General features: G+C 64.9%; 20 protein-coding genes and 1 pseudogene. 14 read left to right on the top strand and 7 right to left on the bottom strand.

Going from position 1 to position 20402, the window contains the following annotated elements:
* Positions 1 to 24: 24 nt before the first annotated feature.
* The 4 genes and pseudogenes from J2X19_RS07000 to J2X19_RS06990 form a co-directional block, all read right to left on the bottom strand.
* The gene (locus tag J2X19_RS07000) at positions 25 to 3024 is read right to left on the bottom strand and encodes an autotransporter family protein (RefSeq protein ID WP_310371872.1); all 3000 of its coding nucleotides are present in this window, start codon (positions 3022 to 3024) and stop codon (positions 25 to 27) included.
* A 268-nt stretch (positions 3025 to 3292) separates the two neighbouring features.
* Positions 3293 to 3433: pseudogene (locus tag J2X19_RS25910) on the bottom strand (cryptochrome/photolyase family protein); the annotation flags it as partial.
* An 82-nt stretch (positions 3434 to 3515) separates the two neighbouring features.
* A complete protein-coding gene (locus J2X19_RS06995) occupies positions 3516 to 4022 on the bottom strand; it encodes a GNAT family N-acetyltransferase (RefSeq protein WP_310371870.1) in 507 nt (168 codons plus the stop codon).
* A gap of 41 nt (positions 4023 to 4063) precedes the next feature.
* Positions 4064 to 4933, bottom strand: a complete 870-nt coding sequence (locus tag J2X19_RS06990; protein ID WP_310371868.1) for a LysR family transcriptional regulator — start codon at positions 4931 to 4933, stop codon at positions 4064 to 4066.
* A 91-nt stretch (positions 4934 to 5024) separates the two neighbouring features.
* On the opposite strand from J2X19_RS06990, the gene J2X19_RS06985 reads away from it, so the two are divergent.
* From J2X19_RS06985 to J2X19_RS06965, 5 genes are all read left to right on the top strand, one after another.
* Complete coding sequence (locus J2X19_RS06985; protein ID WP_310371867.1) at positions 5025 to 5969, top strand: DMT family transporter; 945 nt, start codon at positions 5025 to 5027, stop codon at positions 5967 to 5969.
* A gap of 165 nt (positions 5970 to 6134) precedes the next feature.
* The gene (locus J2X19_RS06980; RefSeq protein ID WP_116608717.1) at positions 6135 to 6365 is read left to right on the top strand and encodes a hypothetical protein; all 231 of its coding nucleotides are present in this window, start codon (positions 6135 to 6137) and stop codon (positions 6363 to 6365) included.
* Between the two features lie 161 nt (positions 6366 to 6526).
* Entirely contained in the window at positions 6527 to 6925 is a 399-nt protein-coding gene (locus J2X19_RS06975) for a VOC family protein (protein ID WP_116608633.1), read from the top strand.
* Between the two features lie 207 nt (positions 6926 to 7132).
* Positions 7133 to 7462 (top strand): TfoX/Sxy family protein, encoded by a 330-nt coding sequence (locus J2X19_RS06970; protein ID WP_116608634.1) that lies wholly within the window; start codon positions 7133 to 7135, stop codon positions 7460 to 7462.
* A gap of 5 nt (positions 7463 to 7467) precedes the next feature.
* Positions 7468 to 7860 carry a VOC family protein gene (locus tag J2X19_RS06965; protein ID WP_310371860.1) on the top strand — a complete coding sequence of 131 codons (393 nt, stop codon included), beginning with the start codon at positions 7468 to 7470 and terminating at the stop codon, positions 7858 to 7860.
* Positions 7861 to 7973: 113 nt separating this feature from the next.
* Here J2X19_RS06965 and J2X19_RS06960 read toward each other — a convergent pair whose 3' ends face one another.
* Entirely contained in the window at positions 7974 to 8876 is a 903-nt protein-coding gene (locus J2X19_RS06960) for a LysR substrate-binding domain-containing protein (RefSeq protein ID WP_310371858.1), read from the bottom strand.
* Between the two features lie 100 nt (positions 8877 to 8976).
* Here J2X19_RS06960 and J2X19_RS06955 point away from each other — a divergent pair, with 100 nt between their 5' ends.
* Positions 8977 to 9969, top strand: a complete 993-nt coding sequence (locus J2X19_RS06955; protein WP_310371856.1) for a Bug family tripartite tricarboxylate transporter substrate binding protein — start codon at positions 8977 to 8979, stop codon at positions 9967 to 9969.
* Between the two features lie 27 nt (positions 9970 to 9996).
* A complete protein-coding gene (locus J2X19_RS06950) occupies positions 9997 to 11085 on the top strand; it encodes a tartrate dehydrogenase (RefSeq protein ID WP_310371854.1) in 1089 nt (362 codons plus the stop codon).
* 60 nt (positions 11086 to 11145) lie between these two features.
* Here J2X19_RS06950 and J2X19_RS06945 read toward each other — a convergent pair whose 3' ends face one another.
* Positions 11146 to 12069, bottom strand: coding sequence for a LysR family transcriptional regulator (locus J2X19_RS06945; protein WP_310371852.1), 924 nt, complete (start codon positions 12067 to 12069; stop codon positions 11146 to 11148).
* A 181-nt stretch (positions 12070 to 12250) separates the two neighbouring features.
* On the opposite strand from J2X19_RS06945, the gene J2X19_RS06940 reads away from it, so the two are divergent.
* A complete protein-coding gene (locus tag J2X19_RS06940; protein ID WP_310371850.1) occupies positions 12251 to 13138 on the top strand; it encodes a VOC family protein in 888 nt (295 codons plus the stop codon).
* Between the two features lie 79 nt (positions 13139 to 13217).
* Positions 13218 to 15437 carry a molybdopterin-dependent oxidoreductase gene (locus J2X19_RS06935; protein WP_310371848.1) on the top strand — a complete coding sequence of 740 codons (2220 nt, stop codon included), beginning with the start codon at positions 13218 to 13220 and terminating at the stop codon, positions 15435 to 15437.
* A gap of 19 nt (positions 15438 to 15456) precedes the next feature.
* Here J2X19_RS06935 and J2X19_RS06930 read toward each other — a convergent pair whose 3' ends face one another.
* Positions 15457 to 16275 (bottom strand): amidohydrolase family protein, encoded by an 819-nt coding sequence (locus J2X19_RS06930; RefSeq protein ID WP_310371846.1) that lies wholly within the window; start codon positions 16273 to 16275, stop codon positions 15457 to 15459.
* Between the two features lie 166 nt (positions 16276 to 16441).
* Between J2X19_RS06930 and J2X19_RS06925 the strand changes: the two genes are divergently transcribed.
* The 5 genes from J2X19_RS06925 to aroE are packed head-to-tail and all read left to right on the top strand — an operon-like array spanning position 16442 to position 20378.
* Positions 16442 to 17371 carry a ketopantoate reductase family protein gene (locus J2X19_RS06925; RefSeq protein WP_310371844.1) on the top strand — a complete coding sequence of 310 codons (930 nt, stop codon included), beginning with the start codon at positions 16442 to 16444 and terminating at the stop codon, positions 17369 to 17371.
* Positions 17372 to 17392: 21 nt separating this feature from the next.
* Positions 17393 to 17797, top strand: a complete 405-nt coding sequence (locus J2X19_RS06920) for a VOC family protein (RefSeq protein ID WP_310371842.1) — start codon at positions 17393 to 17395, stop codon at positions 17795 to 17797.
* 9 nt (positions 17798 to 17806) lie between these two features.
* Positions 17807 to 18286, top strand: a complete 480-nt coding sequence (locus J2X19_RS06915; RefSeq protein ID WP_310371840.1) for a MaoC family dehydratase — start codon at positions 17807 to 17809, stop codon at positions 18284 to 18286.
* A 56-nt stretch (positions 18287 to 18342) separates the two neighbouring features.
* A complete protein-coding gene (locus J2X19_RS06910; RefSeq protein WP_310371838.1) occupies positions 18343 to 19566 on the top strand; it encodes a CaiB/BaiF CoA transferase family protein in 1224 nt (407 codons plus the stop codon).
* Positions 19563 to 20378, top strand: a complete 816-nt coding sequence (gene aroE, locus J2X19_RS06905; protein WP_310371835.1) for a shikimate dehydrogenase — start codon at positions 19563 to 19565, stop codon at positions 20376 to 20378. Before J2X19_RS06910 ends, aroE begins: the two co-directional genes overlap by 4 nt.
* Positions 20379 to 20402 lie beyond the last annotated feature (24 nt).

The raw sequence follows: 20402 nt of genomic DNA, 5'->3' as shown, positions 1-20402 counted from the left end.
CATGCCATCAGATGATGCAGGGCTTCACCATTTCACGCGCAAACCCAGCGAGCCCTGCACCGCGCTCTTCACCTTCGCATCGCCGCCCGAGGCCCACTGCTTGCCGATTTCGCTGTAGATGCTGGTGCTCTGGCTCAGCGCCAGGGTGAAGCCCCCGGCCAGTTCGCTGACGGTAGAGCCGGTGCGGCTGGTGATGTCGGTCGTGGCTGCAGGTCCGATGAAGCGGGTGACGTTGGCGCCGCCGCTCGCCTTGTAGATGTTGAAGCGGCCGTATGGTTGTAGTGTGCCGAGGTTTGTGGAAATCTCACCCTTCACACGCACGCCGACACGCGCGATCCAGCCGTCGTCGCTGTCCTGCTGCACCTTCGCACCAGAGATCGCGATATCGTCCAGGCTGAGGTGCTGGTGAATCAGCTGCAATTGCGGCTCGATCTTCCAACCACTCTCGCCCATTGCGAATGCCTGGCCCACTTCGATCGACGCCGTCAGGCTGTTGCCCTTGCCCGAGCTGCGCTGAGTCGACAGGGGTTCGACGCTGTAACGGTGCCGCCCGGCTTGCAGCACGGCGTCGGCATAGAAGCCCGAATCGGCGGTCCAGGTGCCATAGGCGCCCAGGTACTGGCTGTGCAGGTCGTTGGAGCCGACGGCCAGATTGGCGATGCCGCTCGCGAAGCCGCTGACTCGGACGCTGGCGTCGAGCTGGCCGACGTACACGCCGGCACGCCAGTTCGATGTGGCGAACAGATCAGTGCCGGACTGGAAGCCCTTGACGTTGCCCTTGCTGTGCGGGTCGACGGTGCCTTGCTGGCGGATATCGACGTCGGCGGCGATCACGCGGCCCCAGGCGCGGCGCTCGGTGCCGGTCAATGCCGCGGCGCCTGCCTTGACATCGTCGTCGCCGATGCGTTGGTGCAGATTGCCGAGCATGGCCAAGTCTGCCTGGCGCACTTGGCTGGGCAGTGCGGAGAGCAACGGGACTTCGGCGCGGTAGGTCGGCACTTGCACGGCGCTCGTGCTTGTACCGCCCGTTGTGCCGCCTGCCGCCCCGCCTGTGCCTGTCGTTGCCGCGGTGGTCGATCGCAGGTACCAGTTCTCGCCAGCGCCGCTAGTGTCGGTGGCGTACAGGCGGTACTCGTAGGCGCCCGCATCGATGTGGCCACCCGCGAGCGTGAACGCATCTTTGGTGGTCTGCGCGGTTGTGGTGGCGCCGTTAAGCGCCGAAACCACTTCGATGCCATTGCCGGTGGTCAGCGCGCCCAGGCCCCCGGCGTTGTTGATCTGCAGATTGGTGCTGCCGCTGACGGTGCCGCCGTTGATGACGATCCGATCGGTTGGCGAGCTGGAACCACCCTGTGACGTATTTAGCAGCACCGTGCCGCCCTGGCCAACCCAATTGCCGTTGACGGTCAGGGTCTTGGGAACAAAGGTCGTGCCGGGTACCTGGAAGTCGATGCGCCCGGCGAGGGTCAAGCCGCTCAAAGCGGAATCACCGGTCATCATCCACCGACTGGTGCCGTCGATGGCCAGGGTCACCGGATCGATGGCACCGGTCAGGCTCGAACCGTTCAGCAAACCCATGCTGACGGCGCTGCCGGCGTCCGTCATGATGTCTCCGCTCAGTGTGCTGCGATTGGCAGTCAACACAAACGTGCTGCCGTTCGTGACATTCAACAGCTTGCTGCCCGAGACGGCCGAGGCCGTGCTGTTGGTCAGCGCAAGCGAAGAACTGCCGGCAGCCGCGTTGACCTGGATCAGATCGCCCGAGGTGTTGCTGATGGCAAAGCCATCGAAGCTGGCTTTCTGATCAGCGCCGGCCAGAAAACCAATGGCAACGCCCGCTGCCTTGACTGTGCCGCCGCCCGTGGCCGCGATGGTGGAGTTGCTTCCAGTAAGCAGCGCGCCATAGCTCGTCGCGTCAGTGGTATTGATGCGAAGCGCGCCTGTTGACGTGATGGTGCCATTCACGTCGACCAGCAGACCGGCGGCGTAAGACTCCAGATTGCCGCTAGGAAAGTTGGCCTGCGTGGCGCCGCTCACGTCGATGCGCATCGTGCCCGCCAGGTTCACCTGGGAGCCGGCGTCTCTCGAAGAAATGCCTTGGCCATTGACGCCCGTGACGTTGATCGACGTGTTCGAAGACGCACCTGCGGTCACGATACCGCCGGTGACAGCCCGGATCCCGGATCCGTTGGCGCTGCTGATGTTGAAAATGGCTGGCCCGTTGTAGGTGATGCCGCCCGCCGTGGTGACTTTGAGCGCGGCAGCCTGTACGCCACTGGTGCTGAGATTCAAGGCGCCATTCAATGTGACCGTGGCCGAACTGGCCGCCGCAATGGCATCCGATCTGTTGCCACCCGCGGTGTTGATGGTCACGACGCCATTGGCGACCACGGCCGAACCGGTGAGGGCGCGGATCCCTGGGGCAAATGCGGAGCCACTGCCCATCGTAATGTCGACGGGGCCGTTCAATGTGACGAGGGTGCCGCTGTCTTCGGTCAACACGCCATGGTTGCCCGACCCATTGGGTAAGTCGATCGACAACAGTCCGTCGACGGTGATGGCGCCACCGAGGCGAGCATGGAGACCCAAGTTGCCTGAGCTGCCCGTGCCAACCCTGGTGATGGTTGCGCCGTCCTGCAGGTTGACCTGTGAACCTGCTTCGGAGGCATATGCTCCTGCCGCGTTGTTTCGGGACAGGGGCAGGGTCACGGTGGCAGCGGCGTTGATCACACCGCCCGTCTGTGCAGCCAGTGCACCCGTGTTCGTGGTCGCGCCGGTGCCGTTGAAGCTGCCCACAGCAGCGCAAGTCGAGGAGAGTGTGGCCTGGACTCGCGCGCCTGCAACAGTGGTACAAGCCGCCAGGGCCGCATCCGACGCAAGGCCGGCTGCGATGGCCAGAATGGCGATGGGAACACCGTGCCCATAGAGGCCCTGGGCTGCAACTGTGCCGATATTCCGAGTGGCACAGGTAATCAGATCACCATGTGGCTTTGCTGTTCGCTGCGTGGGGTAACGGTATTTCATCGGGTGTTTTTTCGGGGTCCCTCTTCGCCGGCCGACGCGAGGGGGTGGCTATTTTTTGCCCAGCCACGAACGTACAACCCAGTGATCTCCGGCCCCCTGATGTCTGCAGAGATTTCGTTCGCGTGCGGCGCGCGTCCAAAGCCGAAGTGTCAGTTACTTGCATAAATAACCTACGGCAATAAGTCTCGAACTCAGAGTGAATTTCTGAAAATGCCTCAACCACTCGGGGAAACGGAGGAGCGCCCAGGCTTGCAGTATGAAGAAGGCGCTATCCAGGTTGATGTACATCACCTCGCGGTACTGGGCCACCGTGCTGTTTGCGCAAGGCGTGGTAGAAGTATTCGAGGCGTATGGTCTTGCGGTCTATGGCGTAGGCGACGAACGCGCGCACAGTGGCGTAGAAGTGCCGGTCGTCGCGTACGTCCTATAGGCCGGTTTCACGACCACTTCTGCTTCCGAATCAACCCAGTCAAGTCCACTCCAGACAGGAGTTATTGCTTGGCCGTTATCGCCCACCGCTCATGGTCACGCCACCGACCTGCAATTTTGAGGTAGCGAGGCGAATAGCCTTCTTTCAAAAACCCACACGATGCAACCAAGGCAATTGATGCGGTATTGGCGGGCTGGATATTGGCTTCGAGGCGATGCAGCTTCAACACCTTGAAAGCGTGGCGAACTGTGGCCAGCAGCCCGGCGCGCATAAAGCCCTGGCGCTCATACCCGGCAAAAACATAGTAGCCAAGGTATCCGCTACGGAACGATCCCATGACGATATTGGTCACGTTGATAACGCCAGCAATCGACTCTGTATCGCCGTAGCAAACCATGTGAGCGCAATTTTCTGGCTGCTGCATGCGTTCCATATAGGCGCGAAATTCGACAGGCGTTGCCGGCGCATGCGTCCAGGGACGGTGCAAAGCCTGGCTTCTGCGTGCTGCCGCAAGAAACAGCGCTTCGTCAGAGGCGCTCGGTGGACGAATCGATATGTGGGAACTCATACATAGGCTTTATCAAAATTAAAGTTTTGCCTGTTGACGCGTCACTTTACGCCCAGGGTCCGCAGCATCTGCTCGTACATCGCGTCGACGGCAGCTGAACGCTGCGAGGCTTTGCTGCGCAGCACCGCCACATCCATGGCGCCAAGGGCGGGCAACTCGTACTCGGCCGGCAGGTTCTGCAAGATCTGCAGGCCAGCGGGGACGCTGCAGCGGGTTAGCACGGCGATAGCGACGCCGCTGTCCACGGCGGCCAGCTGGCCTGCCAGGCTGGAGCTGTGGTAGACGATACGGTAGGCGCGGCGCTTGGCGGCCAGCGCGTTCAGGGTGGCGGTGCGGGCCATGCTGCCGGCCTCGTACACCGCAATCGGCAAGGGGTCGCGCCGCCAGGCCTCGTACTGCGCGGCACCCACCCACACCAGCGGCTCCTGAAATAAAAACTGGCCACGCTGCGGCTTGTCGCGGGAGACCAACGCCAGGTCCAGCTCGCCACGCTGCACCCGGGGGATGAGCGAGGTCGATTGCTCGCAGGTCAGCTCGATCTCCACCCCCGCATAGCGGCTGGCGAAGCTGCGCAACACGGGCGTCAGGTAGGTGGCCGCGTAGTCGTCGGGCACGCCCAGCCGGACGCGACCGGCCAGCTGCGGACCGAACAGCGCGGTCTGTGTCTCGGCCTGCAAGGCCAGCATGCGGCGCGCGTAGCTCAGCAGCTCGGCGCCGGCCGGGGTGAGCTCCATGTGCCGCGGGCCGCGCAGCAACACGGCGCGCCCCATGGCGGCTTCCAGCTTCTTCAACTGCATGCTCACGGCAGACTGCGAGCGGTGCACCAGCGGCGCGGCGCCAGACAAAGACCCGGCGTCCACCACCGCCACAAACGAACGCAGCCAGTCAATCTGAAAGTCGGGATAGTTCATCTGCGCATACGCCTCATTCATTCGTTAATCGAATAATAACTGTTAAAACTATGCGCTTTACACATTGCGTGCGGTCCAGCAGCATGGCGGCATGCACAACCCTACCGCCCTCGCACTGGATCTCCACCCCGCCAGCCCCTCCCTGCGCGAACGCCAGGGGCAGTGGCTGCTGATTGCCGGCGGCGTGCTGCTAGGCACGATTGGCGTGTTTGTGGAAGAAGCCGGGCAGCACCCGCTGACCACGGTGTGGTTTCGCTGTGCATTTGGCGCCCTGGCCTTGCTGCTGTGGGGCGCGGGCAGCGGCCGCTTGCACGAGCTGCGCCTGCACGGCCGGAGCTGGTGGGTGGCGGGCCTGACCGGCAGCCTGATGGTGCTGAACTGGGCGCTATTCTTTGGCGCCATTGCGCGCACCTCCATCGGCGTGGCCACGGTGGTGTTCCACATCCAGCTGATCTGGGTGATGATTTTGGGCGCCTGGCTGCTGCGTGAAACGGTGTCTGCACGCCAATGGGCGGCCACGCTGCTGGCCTTGTGCGGCTTGGCGCTGACCACCGGCCTGTTGAACGACATCGCGTGGCTGCATGGCATCGATTTCGGCGCTGGCGACAGCTACCTGCTGGGCCTGCTGATGTGCGTGGGCGGCTCGCTGAGCTACGCCGCCGTGACCCTGATGGCCAAGACCGAGCGCAAAGTAACGCCTTTCGCACTCGCCTGGTGGCAATGCGCGGTCGGTGTACTGATTCTGGCCTGGGTGCCCGCAGTCTATGGCTGGCCCGCCAGCGGGTCGAGCTGGGCCTGGCTTGCGGGCCTGGGCTTCATCCATACCGGCCTAGCCTATGCGATTCTGTTCACCGGCATGGCCCGGCTGGCGATAGGAAAGATCGCAGTACTGCAATTTGTCTACCCGCTGGCGGCGGTGGTGGTGGACTGGCTGGTCTACGGGCGGACTCTGCAGCCGGTCCAGCTCGGCGGCATGGCGCTGATGGCGCTGGCGCTGTGGGCCATCCGCCAGCCCCCAATGGCCGCAACAAAGTAACCGCGGGAGTACCGCGTAAACGCTATTCACGCTTACCCGTAAAGCACCCAGAACCCGGAGTTTTTGCGAAATAGTGCCTCACGGCCATAACACAATCGCCCTACATTTGTGTAACGCAAAGTAAGCAGCTGCCGCAGTTGCCCCGCGCCAATGAAGGAGACGGTCATGGTCACACCCCGCAGCGTATTTCCGATGGGCCTCAGCGCAACCTCACTGCTGGGCCTGGTGCTGGTCATCCTGAAGCTGAGCCACGTCATAGACTGGTCGTGGTGGTGGGTTTCGGCGCCGTTCTGGGGGTTGCAGGCGCTGTTCGCCGCCTCCCTGGCACTGGCAGCGCTGGTCGGCCTGCTGGCCGGCATCTTCAGTACCGAACCCGACAGCGGCCACCCGACCTGAGCCCTGGCCCGGTCGCCGCACCGGCAACGCATAGAACGCCAACGCGCCAGAGTACGCAGCCGGTACGGCGCGTTAATCCTGATTGCCTTGTCCCCGCCCAACGCAGAAACTGAAGGCCGGCTTCATTTTCGAACCCGCGCTGGGCCTAAGGAGACACAGGCATGTCCATCGAACTCGACCACACCATTGTTCCATCGCGCCACAAAGTCGCGTCGGCCCGCATCCTGGGTGAACTGCTGGACGTGCCCTGGGCCGAGAGCGGACTGGGGCCGTTCTCGCCGGTGTACGTGAACGACGGCCTGACGCTGGACTTCATCGACACCGACGAAGCGTTTCCGATCTACCACTTCTGCTTCCGCGTCAGCCCGGCCAAGTTTGACGCCATCCTGGCGCGCATCCAGGCGGCCGGCATCCCCTTCCGCAGCAACGTGCGCGGGCCAATGGACATGCAGATCAACACCGACTACGGCGGCCGCATGGTCTACTGGAACGAGCCCGACGGCCACCAGTGGGAAATACTTACCGTCAGTTACGCCCGCCAACCGATTCAAACCAAATAGAGCTTTGGCGCTTATGCCACCTGCGGCAGAAGCTCTCAAAATGAGAGCGCGCAGACTTCCTCCATATCGTGGACAGAAGCCGCAGGCGAAAGCGGGAGCCGGCGCACCAGCGGCTACAGTGGTCCATCCCATCATCGCCGGAGCACCTATGGTTTTCAGTGATTTTTTGCCGAGGTTGGCCCGCCGGGCAGACGCGCAGGAGGCCCCATGAGCGCCAGCGCCGAATTCGTCAGCCACGTGCGCGAGCTGCTGGCGCCGATTGGCCCGCTGGGCGGCGGGCGCTTCTTTGGCGGACACGCGATCAAACACCACGGCAACCAGTTCGCCATGGTCATGGGCAACACGCTGTACCTGCGGGTCAGCCAAGGAACGCTGCCCGACTTTGAAAAGCGCGGCTGCCAGCCGTTTACCTACAGCACCAAGAACGGCATCGTCCAGGTGCGCAAATACTATGCGGCGCCCGAAGAGCTGCTGGACGACCCGCGCGAGCTGGTCTCCTGGGCACGGCACGCCATCCACGCCGCGCAAGAAAGCTAACCCCCATGAAGTTCGGCTACACCATCGTCTACGTGCCCGAGGTCGACGCCTCGCTGAGCTTCTTCGAAAAAGCCTTTGGCTTGGGCCGCCGGTTCCTGCATGAATCCGGCGACTACGGCGAACTCGACACCGGCGCCACCACCCTCGCCTTCGCCTCCCTCGCCCTGGGCTACATGCACTTCCCCCAAGGCTTTGTGGCGGCCCACGCATCGGTGCAGCCGCTGGGCATGGAGGTGGCCTTCGTGACCGCCGACGTGGCACAAGCCCACTCCACCGCGCTGGCCGCCGGCGCTACCGAAGTCTGCGTGCCCGAGAGCAAACCCTGGGGCCAGACCGTGTCCTATGTGCGCTGCCCGGACGGCACGCTGGTGGAACTGTGCAGCCCTATGGGGGTGTGACTTGAAATGCTATTGAAATAATAGTCTCTTGCGCTGGTCCTGCCTGCGTCAGCGGCACTTTTAATCCGAATCCTACTCACTGCATATCGATAAACGGCCCGGCCCCTGCGGTGTCAACTCCCCGGGGTGCGGAATGCCTGCTGCAGAAACTCCACGCACACCCGAACCTTTGCAGAATTGCCTAAGCGCGTGGGGTACACGGCCCACACGTTGGCCTCTTGCCGGTAGCCAGGCAGCACCTGAACCAAGTGGCCGTCGCGAATCAGCGGGCCTACCTGCCAGATCGATCGCAACACGATACCCAATCCTTCCACCGCCCACTGCACGGCTATCTCGCCATTGTTGGTGGACATAGGGCCGGTGACTTTGGCGGTTTCCACACCGCCACCTGCGTTCAACCTCCAGACGCCAAACGGGTGGTCGCGCTCGCGGATCACCACGCAGTCGTGCGTGCCCAAATCCGCCAAACTAGATGGCGTGCCACGCCGTTGCAGATAAGCTGGTGAAGCGCACAAGACACGGTGGTTGGCAGCGAGCCGGGTGGCGATGAACTGCGGCGCAATGTCATCGCCGACCCGCACGTCGAGGTCAAAACCGTCACCCGCGATGTCAATCAAATGGTCGAAGAGTTCCAGCCGAACGGCCACTGTGGGATGGCTGAACGCCATGCGCGCCAGCACAGGTGCCACGATCTGGCGACCAAAGCCAAAACTACTGCTCACGCGCAGCAGACCCCGCGGAGCCCGGCGCGCCGCGGACACCTCTTCCACCAGGCTGTCCATGTCGTCCAGTACCCGCTGCGCCCACACGAACACACGTTCACCCTCTTCAGTGACCGTCACTTTGCGGGTGGTGCGGTGCAGTAGCTTGGTGGCCAGCAGTTGCTCTAGCAGGCGAATGCGCTTGGTCACGTAGGCAGGCGATACGCCCAGCTCCAGCGCAGCGGCACGAAAGCTGGCTTTGCGTGCCACGACGGCATAGACCCGCAGGTCTTCAACAGGGGGTATTTTGTTCATGAAGCGTGCACTATGGATTCACCAATTCGCCAATAGTAATCCAAATCATGAACACCTAACATGGGCAAACCCGTTCAAGAAAACCAACCCGGAGACGCCCATGAAAACATCGCACCGCTGGCTTCCAGCCACACTCGCCGCATTCGCAGTGGCGACCATTCCAGCTCTGGCAATCGCGCAAGCCGCTTGGCCCGACAAACCCATCACGCTGGTAGTGCCCTACGCCGCGGGGGGGCCCACCGACGTGGGTGCCCGCCTCATCGCGCTGCCCATGGGCAAGTCACTGGGTAAGCCCATCATTGTTGAAAACACGGTGGGTGCAGGGGGTACGCTGGGCACGGCACGGGTGGCCCGGGCCGCGCCCAACGGCTACACCATCCTGATGCACCACCTGGGCATGTCCACAGCCCCTGCGCTCTACAAAAAGCTGCCGTTCGATCCGCTGAAGGATTTTGAGTACGTGGGCCAGGTAATGGACGTGCCTATGACATTGCTATCCCGCAAGGATTTTCCGGCGAACAATTTCGCTGAACTGCTCGCCTACGTGAGGTTGAACAAGGAAAAAGTCACCATTGCGAACGCAGGCCCTGGCGCGGTTTCGCAACTTTGCGGACTGCTGCTCGAACACCAGATGGGAGTCACGCTGACCCAGGTGCCCTACAAAGGATCGGCGCCGGCGCTGAATGACCTGATGGGTGGGCAAGTCGATCTGTTGTGCGACCAGACCACCCTGACGGTTCCCGTGGTCAAGGATGGCAGCCGCGTCAAGGTCTTTGGCGTCACCACGGCCAAACGGCTTCCGGCGCTACCGAATGTACCAACGCTGGACGAGCAAGGGCTCAGGGGCTTTGAGGTGCTCGTATGGAACGGCATTTATGCGCCGAAGGGAACACCGAAGCCCATTCTGGACAAACTGAATGACGCGCTCAGGGCGGCTGTACAAGACGACGACGTGAAGAAGCGCCTGGGCGAACTCAGCGTCGACCTGGTGCCGCTGAACAAGGCCACACCCGCATCCTTGCGCGCACAACTGGAAGCCGAATCAGCCCGCTGGTCCAAGACACTCCGGGCCGCCGGCGTGGAGGCCGAATAGCACCCCATCCATGACAAGGAGATATCCATGACCCGCACACTCAACATCGCACTCATCCCCGGTGACGGCATCGGCCAGGAGGTCATACCCGAGGGCGTGCGCGTGCTGCAAGCCGCCGCCCACCGATTCGGCCTGGCGCTGAACTTCACGCCCATAGCCTGGGCCAGCTGCGCCTACTACCAACAGCACGGCCAGATGATGCCGGACGACTGGAAAGCCCAGCTCCAGGGCATGGATGCCATCTACTTCGGTGCCGTGGGCTGGCCGGACACCGTGCCCGACCACATCTCGCTATGGGGTTCGCTGCTGAAGTTCCGCCGCGAATTCGACCAGTACATCAACCTGCGGCCCGTGCGCCTGTTCGAAGGCGTGCCCTGCCCGCTGGCCGGCCGCAAGCCCGGCGACATCGACTTCTATGTGGTGCGCGAGAACACCGAGGGCGAATACACCAACCTCGGCGGCATCATGTACGAGGGCACCGAGCGCGAGATCGTGGTGCAAGAAACGGTGATGAGCCGCCATGGTGCCGACCGGGTGCTGAAGTACGCCTTTGAACTGGCGCAATCGCGCGCGCGCAAGCACCTGACGGTAGCCACCAAGAGCAACGGCATCGCCATCAGCATGCCCTGGTGGGACAGCCGCGCCGACGCAGTGGGCCAAGCCTACCCCAGCGTACACACCGACAAGCAGCACATTGACATTCTCACGGCTCGCTTTGTGTTGCAACCACAGCGGTTTGACGTGGTGGTGGCAAGCAACCTTTTTGGCGACATCTTGTCGGACCTGGGCCCGGCCTGCACCGGCACGATTGGTTTGGCGCCCTCGGCCAACCTCAATCCCGAGCGCAATTTTCCATCGCTGTTCGAGCCGGTGCATGGCTCCGCGCCGGATATCTTCGGCAAGGGCATTGCAAACCCAATTGCGATGATCTGGTCGGGCGCGCTCATGCTTGATTTCCTGGGCTGCAAACCCGCGCACGATGCGATTGTCAAAGCCATCGAAGAAGTGCTGGTAGCCGGCCCGCTGACCCGCGACCTGGGTGGCGAGGCATCCACCGCAGAGCTTGGAAAAGCCATCGCCGAAGCCGTAGCGAGACCTGGCAGTGACGCTATCTAAAAAATAGCTACTTGCGCAGGTGGAATAAGCGCCAGCGGCACTTTTCTCTTATTCCCCCGATCACCGCACATCCATAAACAACTCCGCGCACACCCCGCGCAGCCAGCGGTTCGCCGGATCATGGTGATACCGCGCGTACCAGTACTGCTTGACGGTGAACGGTGGTATCGGCAGCGGGCACACCAGCACCCGCAGGCCAGCCGCCTGGGCCAGGGTTTCGCCGATGTGGCGGGGCAAGGTGGCGACCAAGTCGTTGTCGGCCAGGATGGCGGCCAGGCCCAGAAAGCCTGGTAGCTCCAGCAACACGCGGCGCTCCACGCCCAGGGCTTTGAGGGTGCTGTCCAGCAGCTGGTAGCCGGTGCCCGAGACGATGCCGATGTGTGCCTCGGCCAGGTAGTCCTGCAGGGTAAATGTGTTGCCGATGCGCGGATGGCGGGCGTTGCACAGGCAGATCCAGTCCTGGCCGAACAGGCTTTGCTGGTAAAAGCCCGCCTCCTGCCCGGCCTCGAGGTCGCGCACCAGGCCCAGGGCCAGGTCGGCCTCGCCCGACTGCAGCGCGGGCACCAGGCTGGCGTCTATGGTGGCGGCCTCCAGCCGTACCTGCGGCGCCAGCGCGCGCACATGCGAAAACAGGCGCGGCAGCAGGGTGACATGGCTGGCGTCGGTCATGAAGATGCGGAACTCGCGCCGCGACTGGGCCGGGTCGAACACCACCTCGGACTCGGACAGGCGGCGCAGGCCTTCGAGCACCTCGCGCACCGTGGCGATCAGGCCGTCGGTGCGCGGCGTGGGCTGCATGCCCTCGGGCGTGCGCACAAACAGCGGGTCGTTGAACTGGGTGCGCAGCCGGCCCAGCCAGATGCTGACGGTGGGCTGGCTCTGGCCCAGCTGCTCGGCCGACTTGGTGACGCTGCGCGTGGTGTAGAGCAGGTCCAGCAGGCGCAGTAGCTTGGGTTCCAGCAGGGTGGGATCGGTATCAACCATAAAAAATCTAAATGCTGGTTATTGCAGGCATTGTCTTAACAGTATAGGCAGGTCCGCCTACGATGCAGCTCTTACCAAATAAGGCGACTCCATGAAAACACCATGCACCGGGGCGTGCCCGGCGCTGGGCACGGGGTCCGGCAGACGCTGCCAAAATAAGCCTTCCCCAACCGTACCCGCCATGACCACTCTCTTTAACCGCGCCACCGAAGACGTGGGCAATATTGTCGAATTCGGCCACGTGAATCTGCGCGTGGCCAACCAGCAACAGGCCCTGGTGTTCTACGCCATGGGCCTGGGCCTGACCCGCGACCCCTACCAGCGCATCGGCATCGAAAACGCCTGGATGAACATCGGCACCTGCCAGTTCCACCTACCGGTGGGCAAGGCCGAGGTGCTGCGTGGCGTGGTTGGCCTGGTGATGCCCGATCTGGACGCCCTGGCCGAGCGCCTGGCGCAAATTGCCCCGCTGCTCAAAGACACGCGGTTCAGCTTTGCGCAGCACGCCAGCCATGTGGACGCGACCTGCCCCTGGGGCAACCGCATCCGCGTGCATGGCCCCGACCGCGCGCGCTTCGGCCCGCTGCTGCTGGGCATGCCGTATGTGGAGATCGACTGCGCGCCCGGCACGGCGGCCGGCATCGCCCGCTTCTATACCGAGCTGCTGGGTGCGCCCGGCAACCTGGGCGAGGACGCGGCCGGCGTGTTTGCCCGCATCCCCATGGGGCTGTACGAGGGCCTGGTGTTCCGCGAAACCGCGCGCCCCCTGCCCGCCTACGACGGCCACCATGTGCAGATCAGCGTGGCCGATTTCTCCGGCCCCTACCAGCGTCTGCTGGCGCGCGGCCTGGTCACCGAAGAAAGCAGCCAGAGCCAGTACCGTTTCCAGGACATCGTGGACCTGGACAGCGGCCGCGTGCTGGCCACGCTGGAGCACGAGGTGCGCAGCATGCGGCATCCGTCCTATGCCCGCCCGCTGGTGAACCGCAACCTGGCCAACGATGCCGATAACTTTGTGCCAGGCCACGAAGAGGCTGCTTGGCGCATGCCACCTGGCCAAGCTATGTAACGCCCCTGTCTCCTGCGCGATGGACAGCGGCGCCGTCCGGTGCGCCAATACCGCTTCCTGCAGCGCAACGAGACACGCCATGACCACCACCGTCCACCACCGTATCTGCCCCTTGTGCGAAGCCTGCTGCGGGCTGGAGCTGCAGGTTGAAGATGGGAAGGTGCAGAGCATCCGCGGCAACGCGCAAGACTTCTTCAGCGCCGGCTACATCTGCCCCAAGGGCGTGGCGCTGAAAGACCTGCACGAAGACCCGGACCGCCTGCGCACCCCGCTGATCAAGCGCCAGGGCGTGTTCGTCGAAGCCAGCTGGGACGAGGCCTGGGCCGAAATCGCCCAGCGGCTGCCGCCTCTGCTGCAAACCCGCGGCCGCGATAGCCTGGGTCTGGCTGTGGGCAACCCGGCGGCGCACAAGATCGGCCTGCTGTTGTACTTTGCGCGGCTGGCGCGGGCGGCGGGCACGCGCAATGTGTTCACCGCCGCCACGCTAGACCAGATGCCGCGCCAGCTCGTCAGCGGCCTGCTGTTTGGCCACTGGATGAGCGTGCCGGTGCCCGACATCAGCCGCTGCGACTTCCTGCTGGTGCTGGGCGCCAACCCGCTGGCCAGCAACGGCAGCATGTGGACCGTGCCCGACTTCAAAGCCAAGGCCAAGGCCCTGCAAGCGCGCGGCGGCCAGCTGGTGGTGGTAGACCCGCGGCGCAGCGAAACCGCCGCCATGGCCGACGCCCACCATTTCATCCGCCCCGGTGCCGATGCATTCCTGTTGGCCGGCATGGTGCACACCCTGTTTGACGAGCAGCTGGTACGGCCCGGCCGCCTGACGGAACTCACCCAGGGCGTGGCAGAGATCGAGGCCGCCATCCAGCCGTTCAGCGCAGAGGCCGTAGCCGCGCGCTGCGGCATCGCGGCCCCCACCATCCGCCAGCTGGCGCGCAGCCTGGCGCAGACCGAGCGCGCCTGCGTCTATGGCCGCATCGGCACCTGTACCCAGCGCTATGGCACGCTGGCCAGCTGGCTGATCGACGTGCTCAACCTGCTCACCGGCCACCTGGACCAACCCGGTGGCGCCATGTTTCCCAAGGCGCCGGCCTTCGCCGCCAATACGGTCGGCCCGGCCGGCCGGGGCAAAGGCGTGCGCACCGGGCGCCACCACAGCCGTGTCAGCCAGGCGCCGGAAGTCATGGGCGAGCTGCCCATGGGCTGCCTGGCCGAAGAGATCGACACTCCGGGCGTCGGGCAGATCCGGGCGCTCATCACCGTGGCCACCAACCCGGTGCTGTCGACGCCCAATGGCGCGCGGCTGGCGCAGGCGCTGGAGCAGCTCGACTTCATGGTCAGCCTGGATGCCTACCTGAACGAAACCACGCGCCATGCCGACGTGATACTGCCCGCCCCCTCGCCGCTGGAAGACAGCCACTACGACTTGGCATTCAGCCAGCTCTCGTGGCGCAACCAGGCCCGCTACAGCGCGCCGGTGTTCCCCCGCGCGCCGCAGCAGCCCGAGGAATGGGAAACCCTGCTGCGGCTGGCGGCCATCCTGCAAGGCCAGGGCATATGCACCAGCGCCGCCGAACTCGCCGCCGTGGACGATGCGCTGCTGGCCGGTGAGCTGCAGCGCCAGTTCGGCGCGCAGGCCGCCGCCGTACAGCAAAGCCTGCAACCCCACCAAGGCCCAGACCGCTTGCTGGACCTGGCCCTGCGCGCCGGCCCGTATGGCGATGGCCGGGGCTCCGAAGGCCTGACCCTGGCCAAACTGCAGGCCAGCCCCGGTGGCATCGACCTGGGTCCGCTGGCACCGCGCCTGCCCGAGCTGCTGCGCACGGCCAGCGGCTGCATCGAACTCGCCCACCCCGATCTGCTGGCCGACCTGGCGCACGCCGCCGCCGACCTGGCGCAGCCCGCACCGGAGATGGTGCTGATCGGGCGGCGCGACCTGCGCTCCAACAACAGCTGGATGCACAACCTGCCGCTGCTGGCCAAGGGGCCGGAGCGCTGCACCGCCCTGGTCCACCCCAGCGATGCCCAGCGCCTGGGCCTGAGCGACGGCGGCCTGGCCCGCATCAGCAACCCGGCCGGCACCCGCAGCATCAGCGCCCCGGTGCGCATCAGCGCCGAGATGATGCCCGGCGTGCTGAGCCTGCCGCACGGCTGGGGCCACGACCTGCCCGGCGCCCAGCTGCAAGTAGCAGCCCAGCGCCCCGGCGTCAACTTCAATACCCTGCTCGACGAGAACCTGCGCGACCCGCTCTCCGGCAATGCGGTGCTGAGTGGGGTGCCGGTGGTGGTGACGGCGGGGTAACACCAGCCCCCGCCACGACTTATGCCCCGAAGCCGAACAGGCGCCGCGGCGTATCCCACAGAATCGCCTGGCGCGCGGCGGCGTCGGGCACCAGCTGCTCGAACAGCGCTAGCAACGGGCCGTAGTCGATGCGCTCGGGCGCGCGCAGAAACGGCCAGTCGGAGGCCCAGACCAGCGCCTGCGGCGTGTAGGCCTGCAGCAAGGCCTGCACAAACGGCCAGGCATCGGTATGCGGAAACGGCAGCCTGGAGCTCTTCACCAGGCTGGACAGCTTGACCACTGCGCGGCCGGTCTCGGCCAGGCCCAGCAAGGCCTGGAAGCCGGCCTGCCCTAGGCCGGCCTGCGGATTGGGCCGGCCCAGGTGGTCGAACAGCAGGCGCACGCCGCTGTCCACCAGCAAAGGCTGCAAAGCCACCAGTTCGTCGAACTGCACCTGTACCTGGGCCCACATGTCCAGTTGACGCAGGTGTTCCAGCAGCGGCGCGGCATCGCGGTAATAGTCCACGCCCAGCAAGGCCACGTTCAGCGTCACGCCGACCACGCCTGCGGCCTGCAGGTCTTGCAGCTCGGCCAGACTGGCATCGTTGCGCACCACGGCCACGCCCTTGTAGCGGCCCGCGCCCTGGGCCAGTGCGTCCAGCAGGCAGCGGTTGTCAAAGCCATAGCCGGAATTCGGGCCGACGATCAGCGCATGCTGCACGCCATGCGCGTCCAGCACCTGGCCGAGCAGCGCGGTGGTGCCGATCTCGGCGCCGGCGGGCTTGTAGAAATTGTCTTCCGGATACGGGAAGCGGGTGGGATCAAAGACGTGCACATGGCAGTCGATCTTGGCGTGCATGGCGGTATTTCCTGGAGGTTTTGCATGGATTGTCGATGCGGAACACGCCGCCCTATTCATTGCATATGGCAATGCCATGTATTGCATGCATTGCATTTACAGCATGAACTGTCAAATCTACGATCCGTCCCCATAGCGGCCCGCTGGGCTGCAGAGGAGACGGATTTTGAAAATGTGTGTACTGGGCGCGGGCGCCCTGGGCTGTGCGATCGGCGGCGTGCTGACCGAAGACGGGCACGAGGTCTGGCTGGTCAACCGGGGCCAGGCCCATGTGGACGCCATGCGGCAAGCCGGCCTGACGCTTCGGGAGGATGGCAAGGACCGCCAGGTGGCCGTACACGCCGCCACCCGCTGCCAGGACATAGGCGGCACGGTGGACCTGGTCATCGTGCTGGTCAAGTCCTTCCACACCCGTGAAGCGATTGAATCGGCGCGCTGCATCGTCGGGCCGCACACGGTCGTGCTGTCGCTGCAGAACGGCCTGGGCCATGAGGACGTGCTGGCCGACGTGGTGGGCCGCGAACATGTGCTGGCCGGCAAGACCTATGCGGGCGGCGTGATGCTGGCGCCCGGCCAGGTGCTGGTCGGCACCCAGGGTAAGGAAACCCTGATCGGCGAGCTGGACGGCGCGCTGTCCGGGCGCGTGCAGGCCATCGCTGCCGCCTTCAACCACGCGGGCCTGACGACCACGGTCAGCGACAACATCCTCGGCAGCATGTGGGACAAGCTGCTGGTCAACGTAGCCACCGGCGCACTCAGCGGCATCACCGGCCTGCCCTATGGCGACCTGTATGCCGTGCCCGAGGTCGAGGCCTGCGCCGTCGCCGCCGTGGCCGAGGCCATGGCCGTTGCCCAGGCGGCCGGCATCCAGTTGGCAACCACCGAGCCGCGCCAAGCCTGGGTGAAAGCCGCCGACGGCCTGCCCGCCGCCTTCAAGGCGTCGATGCTGCAAAGCCTGGAGAAAGGCTCGGCCACCGAGATCGACTACGTGAACGGCGCCGTCGTGCGCTGGGGTGCCAAGCACGGCATTCCCACCCCGGTTAACCAGGCCCTGGCCGCCTGCATCAAAGGCATAGAACGCCGCCTGCCCCGCTAAGCATCCACCAGAGACACATCCATGGCCTATACCCAGAAATCCTACGTAGAGCACGTCGCCGTGCGCGTCAAAGACATCCAGTGGCACATCAACTTCTTTTTGGAGGTGCTGGGCATGGATGTGCGCGAGATCGACGGCCCGACCGACGCCCCGAACCAGTACTGGACCCTGGGCGGCATGCAGCTGATGAGCACACCCGACTTCGAGGCCCCGCCCAGCAACGACTCTGGCTGGCTGGCGCACCTGGGGATCATGGTGCAAGACCTGCCCAGCGCGCTGCAAGCCGCGCAGAACTGGGGCGTGAAGCCGCTGCCCCAGGGCAGCAACTGGCTGCAATTGCCCGACGGCCTGGCGATAGAGCTGATCCAGGCCAGCGGCACATCCGTCACCGACGTACTCGCCATCAACCCCCGCGCAAAACTCTGAGACACCACCATGATCATCCCCAGTTTCAACTTCCAGACCCCCGAAAAATACTGGGACGACGCCCAGGTCGGCGACAGCTGCACCAGCCCCAGCTACCTAGTGACCGGCGAGCGCATCGACGCCTATGCCGAGCTGACGGGCGACTACACCCCGGTGCATGTGGACGAGGCCTACGCCAAGGCCTCGCACTTCGGCTGCCGCGTGGCCCACGGGCTGATGGGCCAGTCGGTGGCCGACGGCCTGAAGACGCAGAGTGAATACCGCTTCCTGCCCGGCATGTCGCTGGGCTGGACCTGGGACTTCTTGCTGCCCATCAAGATTGGCGACGAACTGCGCGTGCGCTTCAGCGTCGGCAGCATGCGCGCCAGCAAGAGCAAGCCCGGCTGGGGCATTGTGGTGCTGCCATCCGAGCTGCTGAACCAGCACGACCAGGTGGTGCAAAAGGGCGAGCACCGCCTGATGGTGCCGCGCAGACCCGGCAGCTTCTAAGACTACAAATTTCATAGCTAGCTGCGCAGGTATTACCTGCGCCAGAAGGATATTTCATGCCCAAAAATACCCAAGCCCAGCCGCTCGCCGGCATCCGTGTTGTCGACTACAGCCACTTCCTCGCCGGCCCCTATCTGGGCCGCTGCCTGGCCGCCATGGGCGCCGAGGTCATCAAGGTCGAGCGGCCCAAGGCCGGCGATGCTGGCCGTGCCCACGCTTATTTCATCCAGGGCCAGAGCGGCTACTTTTTGCAGCAGAACATGGGCAAGCAAGGACTCTGCATCAACCTGAAAGACCCGCGCGGCCTGGCGTTGATGCACAAGCTGACCGACAGCGCCGACGTGTTCGTCGAAAACTACCGCCCCGGCGCGCTGACCAAGCTGGGCCTGGGCTATGACGAGCTGTCCGCCCGCAACCCCGGCCTGGTGTATTGCTCGATCTCGGCCTACGGCCACACCGGGCCGGACGCGCACCGCGCCGGCTTTGGCCTGATCGCCGAGGCCAAGAGCGGCATCATGGCCATGGTCGGCTCACCCGGCGAGGCGCCGCCGCTGCTGCGCGTGTCGCTGGGCGATATGTACACCGGCATCCACGGCGTGGCCGCGGTTTGCGCTGCGCTGCTGGGCCGGGTCAAGTCGGGCAAGGGCCAGCATATCGATCTGTCGCTGTACGACTGCCTGGTCTCCATGCACGACTACGCGGTGCAGTGCTACACGCTGTCGGGCGGCAAGGACATCCCGGTGCAGACCGGCCACGACATGCCGCAGAGCACGCTGTACGGCGTGTTCAGCGCCAGCGACGGCTACCTGGTGATCGCCGCGCAGGTCGACGATGCCTGGAAGCGTTTTGCGCTGCTGATCGGCGGCGAGGCGCTGGCGGGCGACACGCGCTTCCACACCTCGGCCGGGCGCAACGAACACCGCCTGGAAATCCTGGCCCTGGCCAAGACCTGGGTCGGCGCCCGCACGGTGGCCGAGGTGCTGGCCGCACTCGACGCCATCGACGTGCCGAGTGCCAAGGTGCAGAACATCGAAGAGGTGCTGAACGACCCGCAGATCCAGGCCCGCAACATGGTGATCGAACAGCAGCACCCGGTACTGGGCGCCATCCGCATGCCGAACCTGCCGTTCAATTTCTCCGGTTGCGACAGCCCGGTGCCCAGCGTGGCGCCGACCATGGGTCAGCACAACCGGCAAATCGCGGGCAGCCTGGGCTACAGCGATACCGAGATTGACGCGCTATTGGAAGCCGGCGTCTTGTACACCTCGGAGGCCATATGAGCGACAAATATGCCGTCATCGGAAATCCCATCGGCCACACCAAGTCGCCGCTGATCCACGGCCAGTTCGCCCAGAGCACGGCGCAGGACCTGGTCTACACCGCCATCGAAGGCCCGCTGGACGGCTTTGCCGCGGCGGTGGATGCCTTCCGCGCCGCGGGCGGGCTGGGGATGAACATCACCACGCCGTTCAAGCTGGACGCCTTCCGCTACGCCACCGACCTGACGGAACGCGCGCGCCGCGCTGGCGCGGTGAACGCCATGAAGTTCGAGGGCGAGCGCGCCTATGCGGACAACTTCGACGGCGTGGGCCTGGTGCGCGACATCGTGCACAACATGGGCTGCCCGCTACAGGGCCAGCGCGTGCTCGTGCTGGGGGCCGGCGGCGCGGTGCGCGGCGCGCTGCTGCCCTTCATGGAGCAGCACCCGGCCCGGCTGGTGCTGGCCAACCGCACGCTGGAAAAAGCCCGTGCGCTGGCCGCGACCATAGCCGGCCCGATCACCGCCTGCAGCTATGCCGAGCTGGCCGGCCAGCAGTTCGACATGGTGGTCAACGCCACCTCGGCCAGCCTGCGCGCCGAACTGCCGCCGGTGCCCGCCAGCGTGTTTTCCCAGGCACACCTGGCCTATGAATTGGCTTACGGTAAAGGCCTGACACCGTTTTTGCGGCTCGCGCAGAACGCGGGCGTGGCCCAGCTGGCCGACGGTGTGGGCATGCTGGCCGAGCAGGCGGCTGAGGCCTTTGCCTGGTGGCGCGGCGTGCGGCCCGAGACCCGGGCGGTGATAGAGAAACTGACGATTCCCTTGTTGTGACACGGCGGCTGGCAAAGGACAGTA

This window comes from Rhodoferax ferrireducens (genome assembly GCF_031458075.1).
In the GTDB taxonomy this organism is placed as follows: domain Bacteria; phylum Pseudomonadota; class Gammaproteobacteria; order Burkholderiales; family Burkholderiaceae_C; genus Rhodoferax_B; species Rhodoferax_B ferrireducens_A.
This window is presented reverse-complemented; position numbering and strand designations above follow the sequence as displayed.

Bases quoted from the DNA above. Each gene is read 5' to 3' on its own strand.
- J2X19_RS06950 (WP_310371854.1), top strand. From the start codon at position 9,997: ATGACCCGCACACTCAACATCGCACTCATCCCCGGTGACGGCATCGGC.
- J2X19_RS06965 (WP_310371860.1), top strand. From the start codon at position 7,468: ATGAAGTTCGGCTACACCATCGTCTACGTGCCCGAGGTCGACGCCTCG.
- J2X19_RS06915 (WP_310371840.1), top strand. From the start codon at position 17,807: ATGATCATCCCCAGTTTCAACTTCCAGACCCCCGAAAAATACTGGGAC.
- J2X19_RS06955 (WP_310371856.1), top strand. From the start codon at position 8,977: ATGAAAACATCGCACCGCTGGCTTCCAGCCACACTCGCCGCATTCGCA.
- J2X19_RS06945 (WP_310371852.1), bottom strand. From the start codon at position 12,069: ATGGTTGATACCGATCCCACCCTGCTGGAACCCAAGCTACTGCGCCTG.
- J2X19_RS06910 (WP_310371838.1), top strand. From the start codon at position 18,343: ATGCCCAAAAATACCCAAGCCCAGCCGCTCGCCGGCATCCGTGTTGTC.
- J2X19_RS06930 (WP_310371846.1), bottom strand. From the start codon at position 16,275: ATGCACGCCAAGATCGACTGCCATGTGCACGTCTTTGATCCCACCCGC.
- J2X19_RS06960 (WP_310371858.1), bottom strand. From the start codon at position 8,876: ATGAACAAAATACCCCCTGTTGAAGACCTGCGGGTCTATGCCGTCGTG.
- J2X19_RS06940 (WP_310371850.1), top strand. From the start codon at position 12,251: ATGACCACTCTCTTTAACCGCGCCACCGAAGACGTGGGCAATATTGTC.
- J2X19_RS06970 (WP_116608634.1), top strand. From the start codon at position 7,133: ATGAGCGCCAGCGCCGAATTCGTCAGCCACGTGCGCGAGCTGCTGGCG.
- J2X19_RS06990 (WP_310371868.1), bottom strand. From the start codon at position 4,933: ATGAACTATCCCGACTTTCAGATTGACTGGCTGCGTTCGTTTGTGGCG.
- J2X19_RS06920 (WP_310371842.1), top strand. From the start codon at position 17,393: ATGGCCTATACCCAGAAATCCTACGTAGAGCACGTCGCCGTGCGCGTC.
- aroE (WP_310371835.1), top strand. From the start codon at position 19,563: ATGAGCGACAAATATGCCGTCATCGGAAATCCCATCGGCCACACCAAG.
- J2X19_RS06995 (WP_310371870.1), bottom strand. From the start codon at position 4,022: ATGAGTTCCCACATATCGATTCGTCCACCGAGCGCCTCTGACGAAGCG.
- J2X19_RS06985 (WP_310371867.1), top strand. From the start codon at position 5,025: ATGCACAACCCTACCGCCCTCGCACTGGATCTCCACCCCGCCAGCCCC.
- J2X19_RS06935 (WP_310371848.1), top strand. From the start codon at position 13,218: ATGACCACCACCGTCCACCACCGTATCTGCCCCTTGTGCGAAGCCTGC.
- J2X19_RS07000 (WP_310371872.1), bottom strand. From the start codon at position 3,024: ATGAAATACCGTTACCCCACGCAGCGAACAGCAAAGCCACATGGTGAT.
- J2X19_RS06975 (WP_116608633.1), top strand. From the start codon at position 6,527: ATGTCCATCGAACTCGACCACACCATTGTTCCATCGCGCCACAAAGTC.
- J2X19_RS06980 (WP_116608717.1), top strand. From the start codon at position 6,135: ATGGTCACACCCCGCAGCGTATTTCCGATGGGCCTCAGCGCAACCTCA.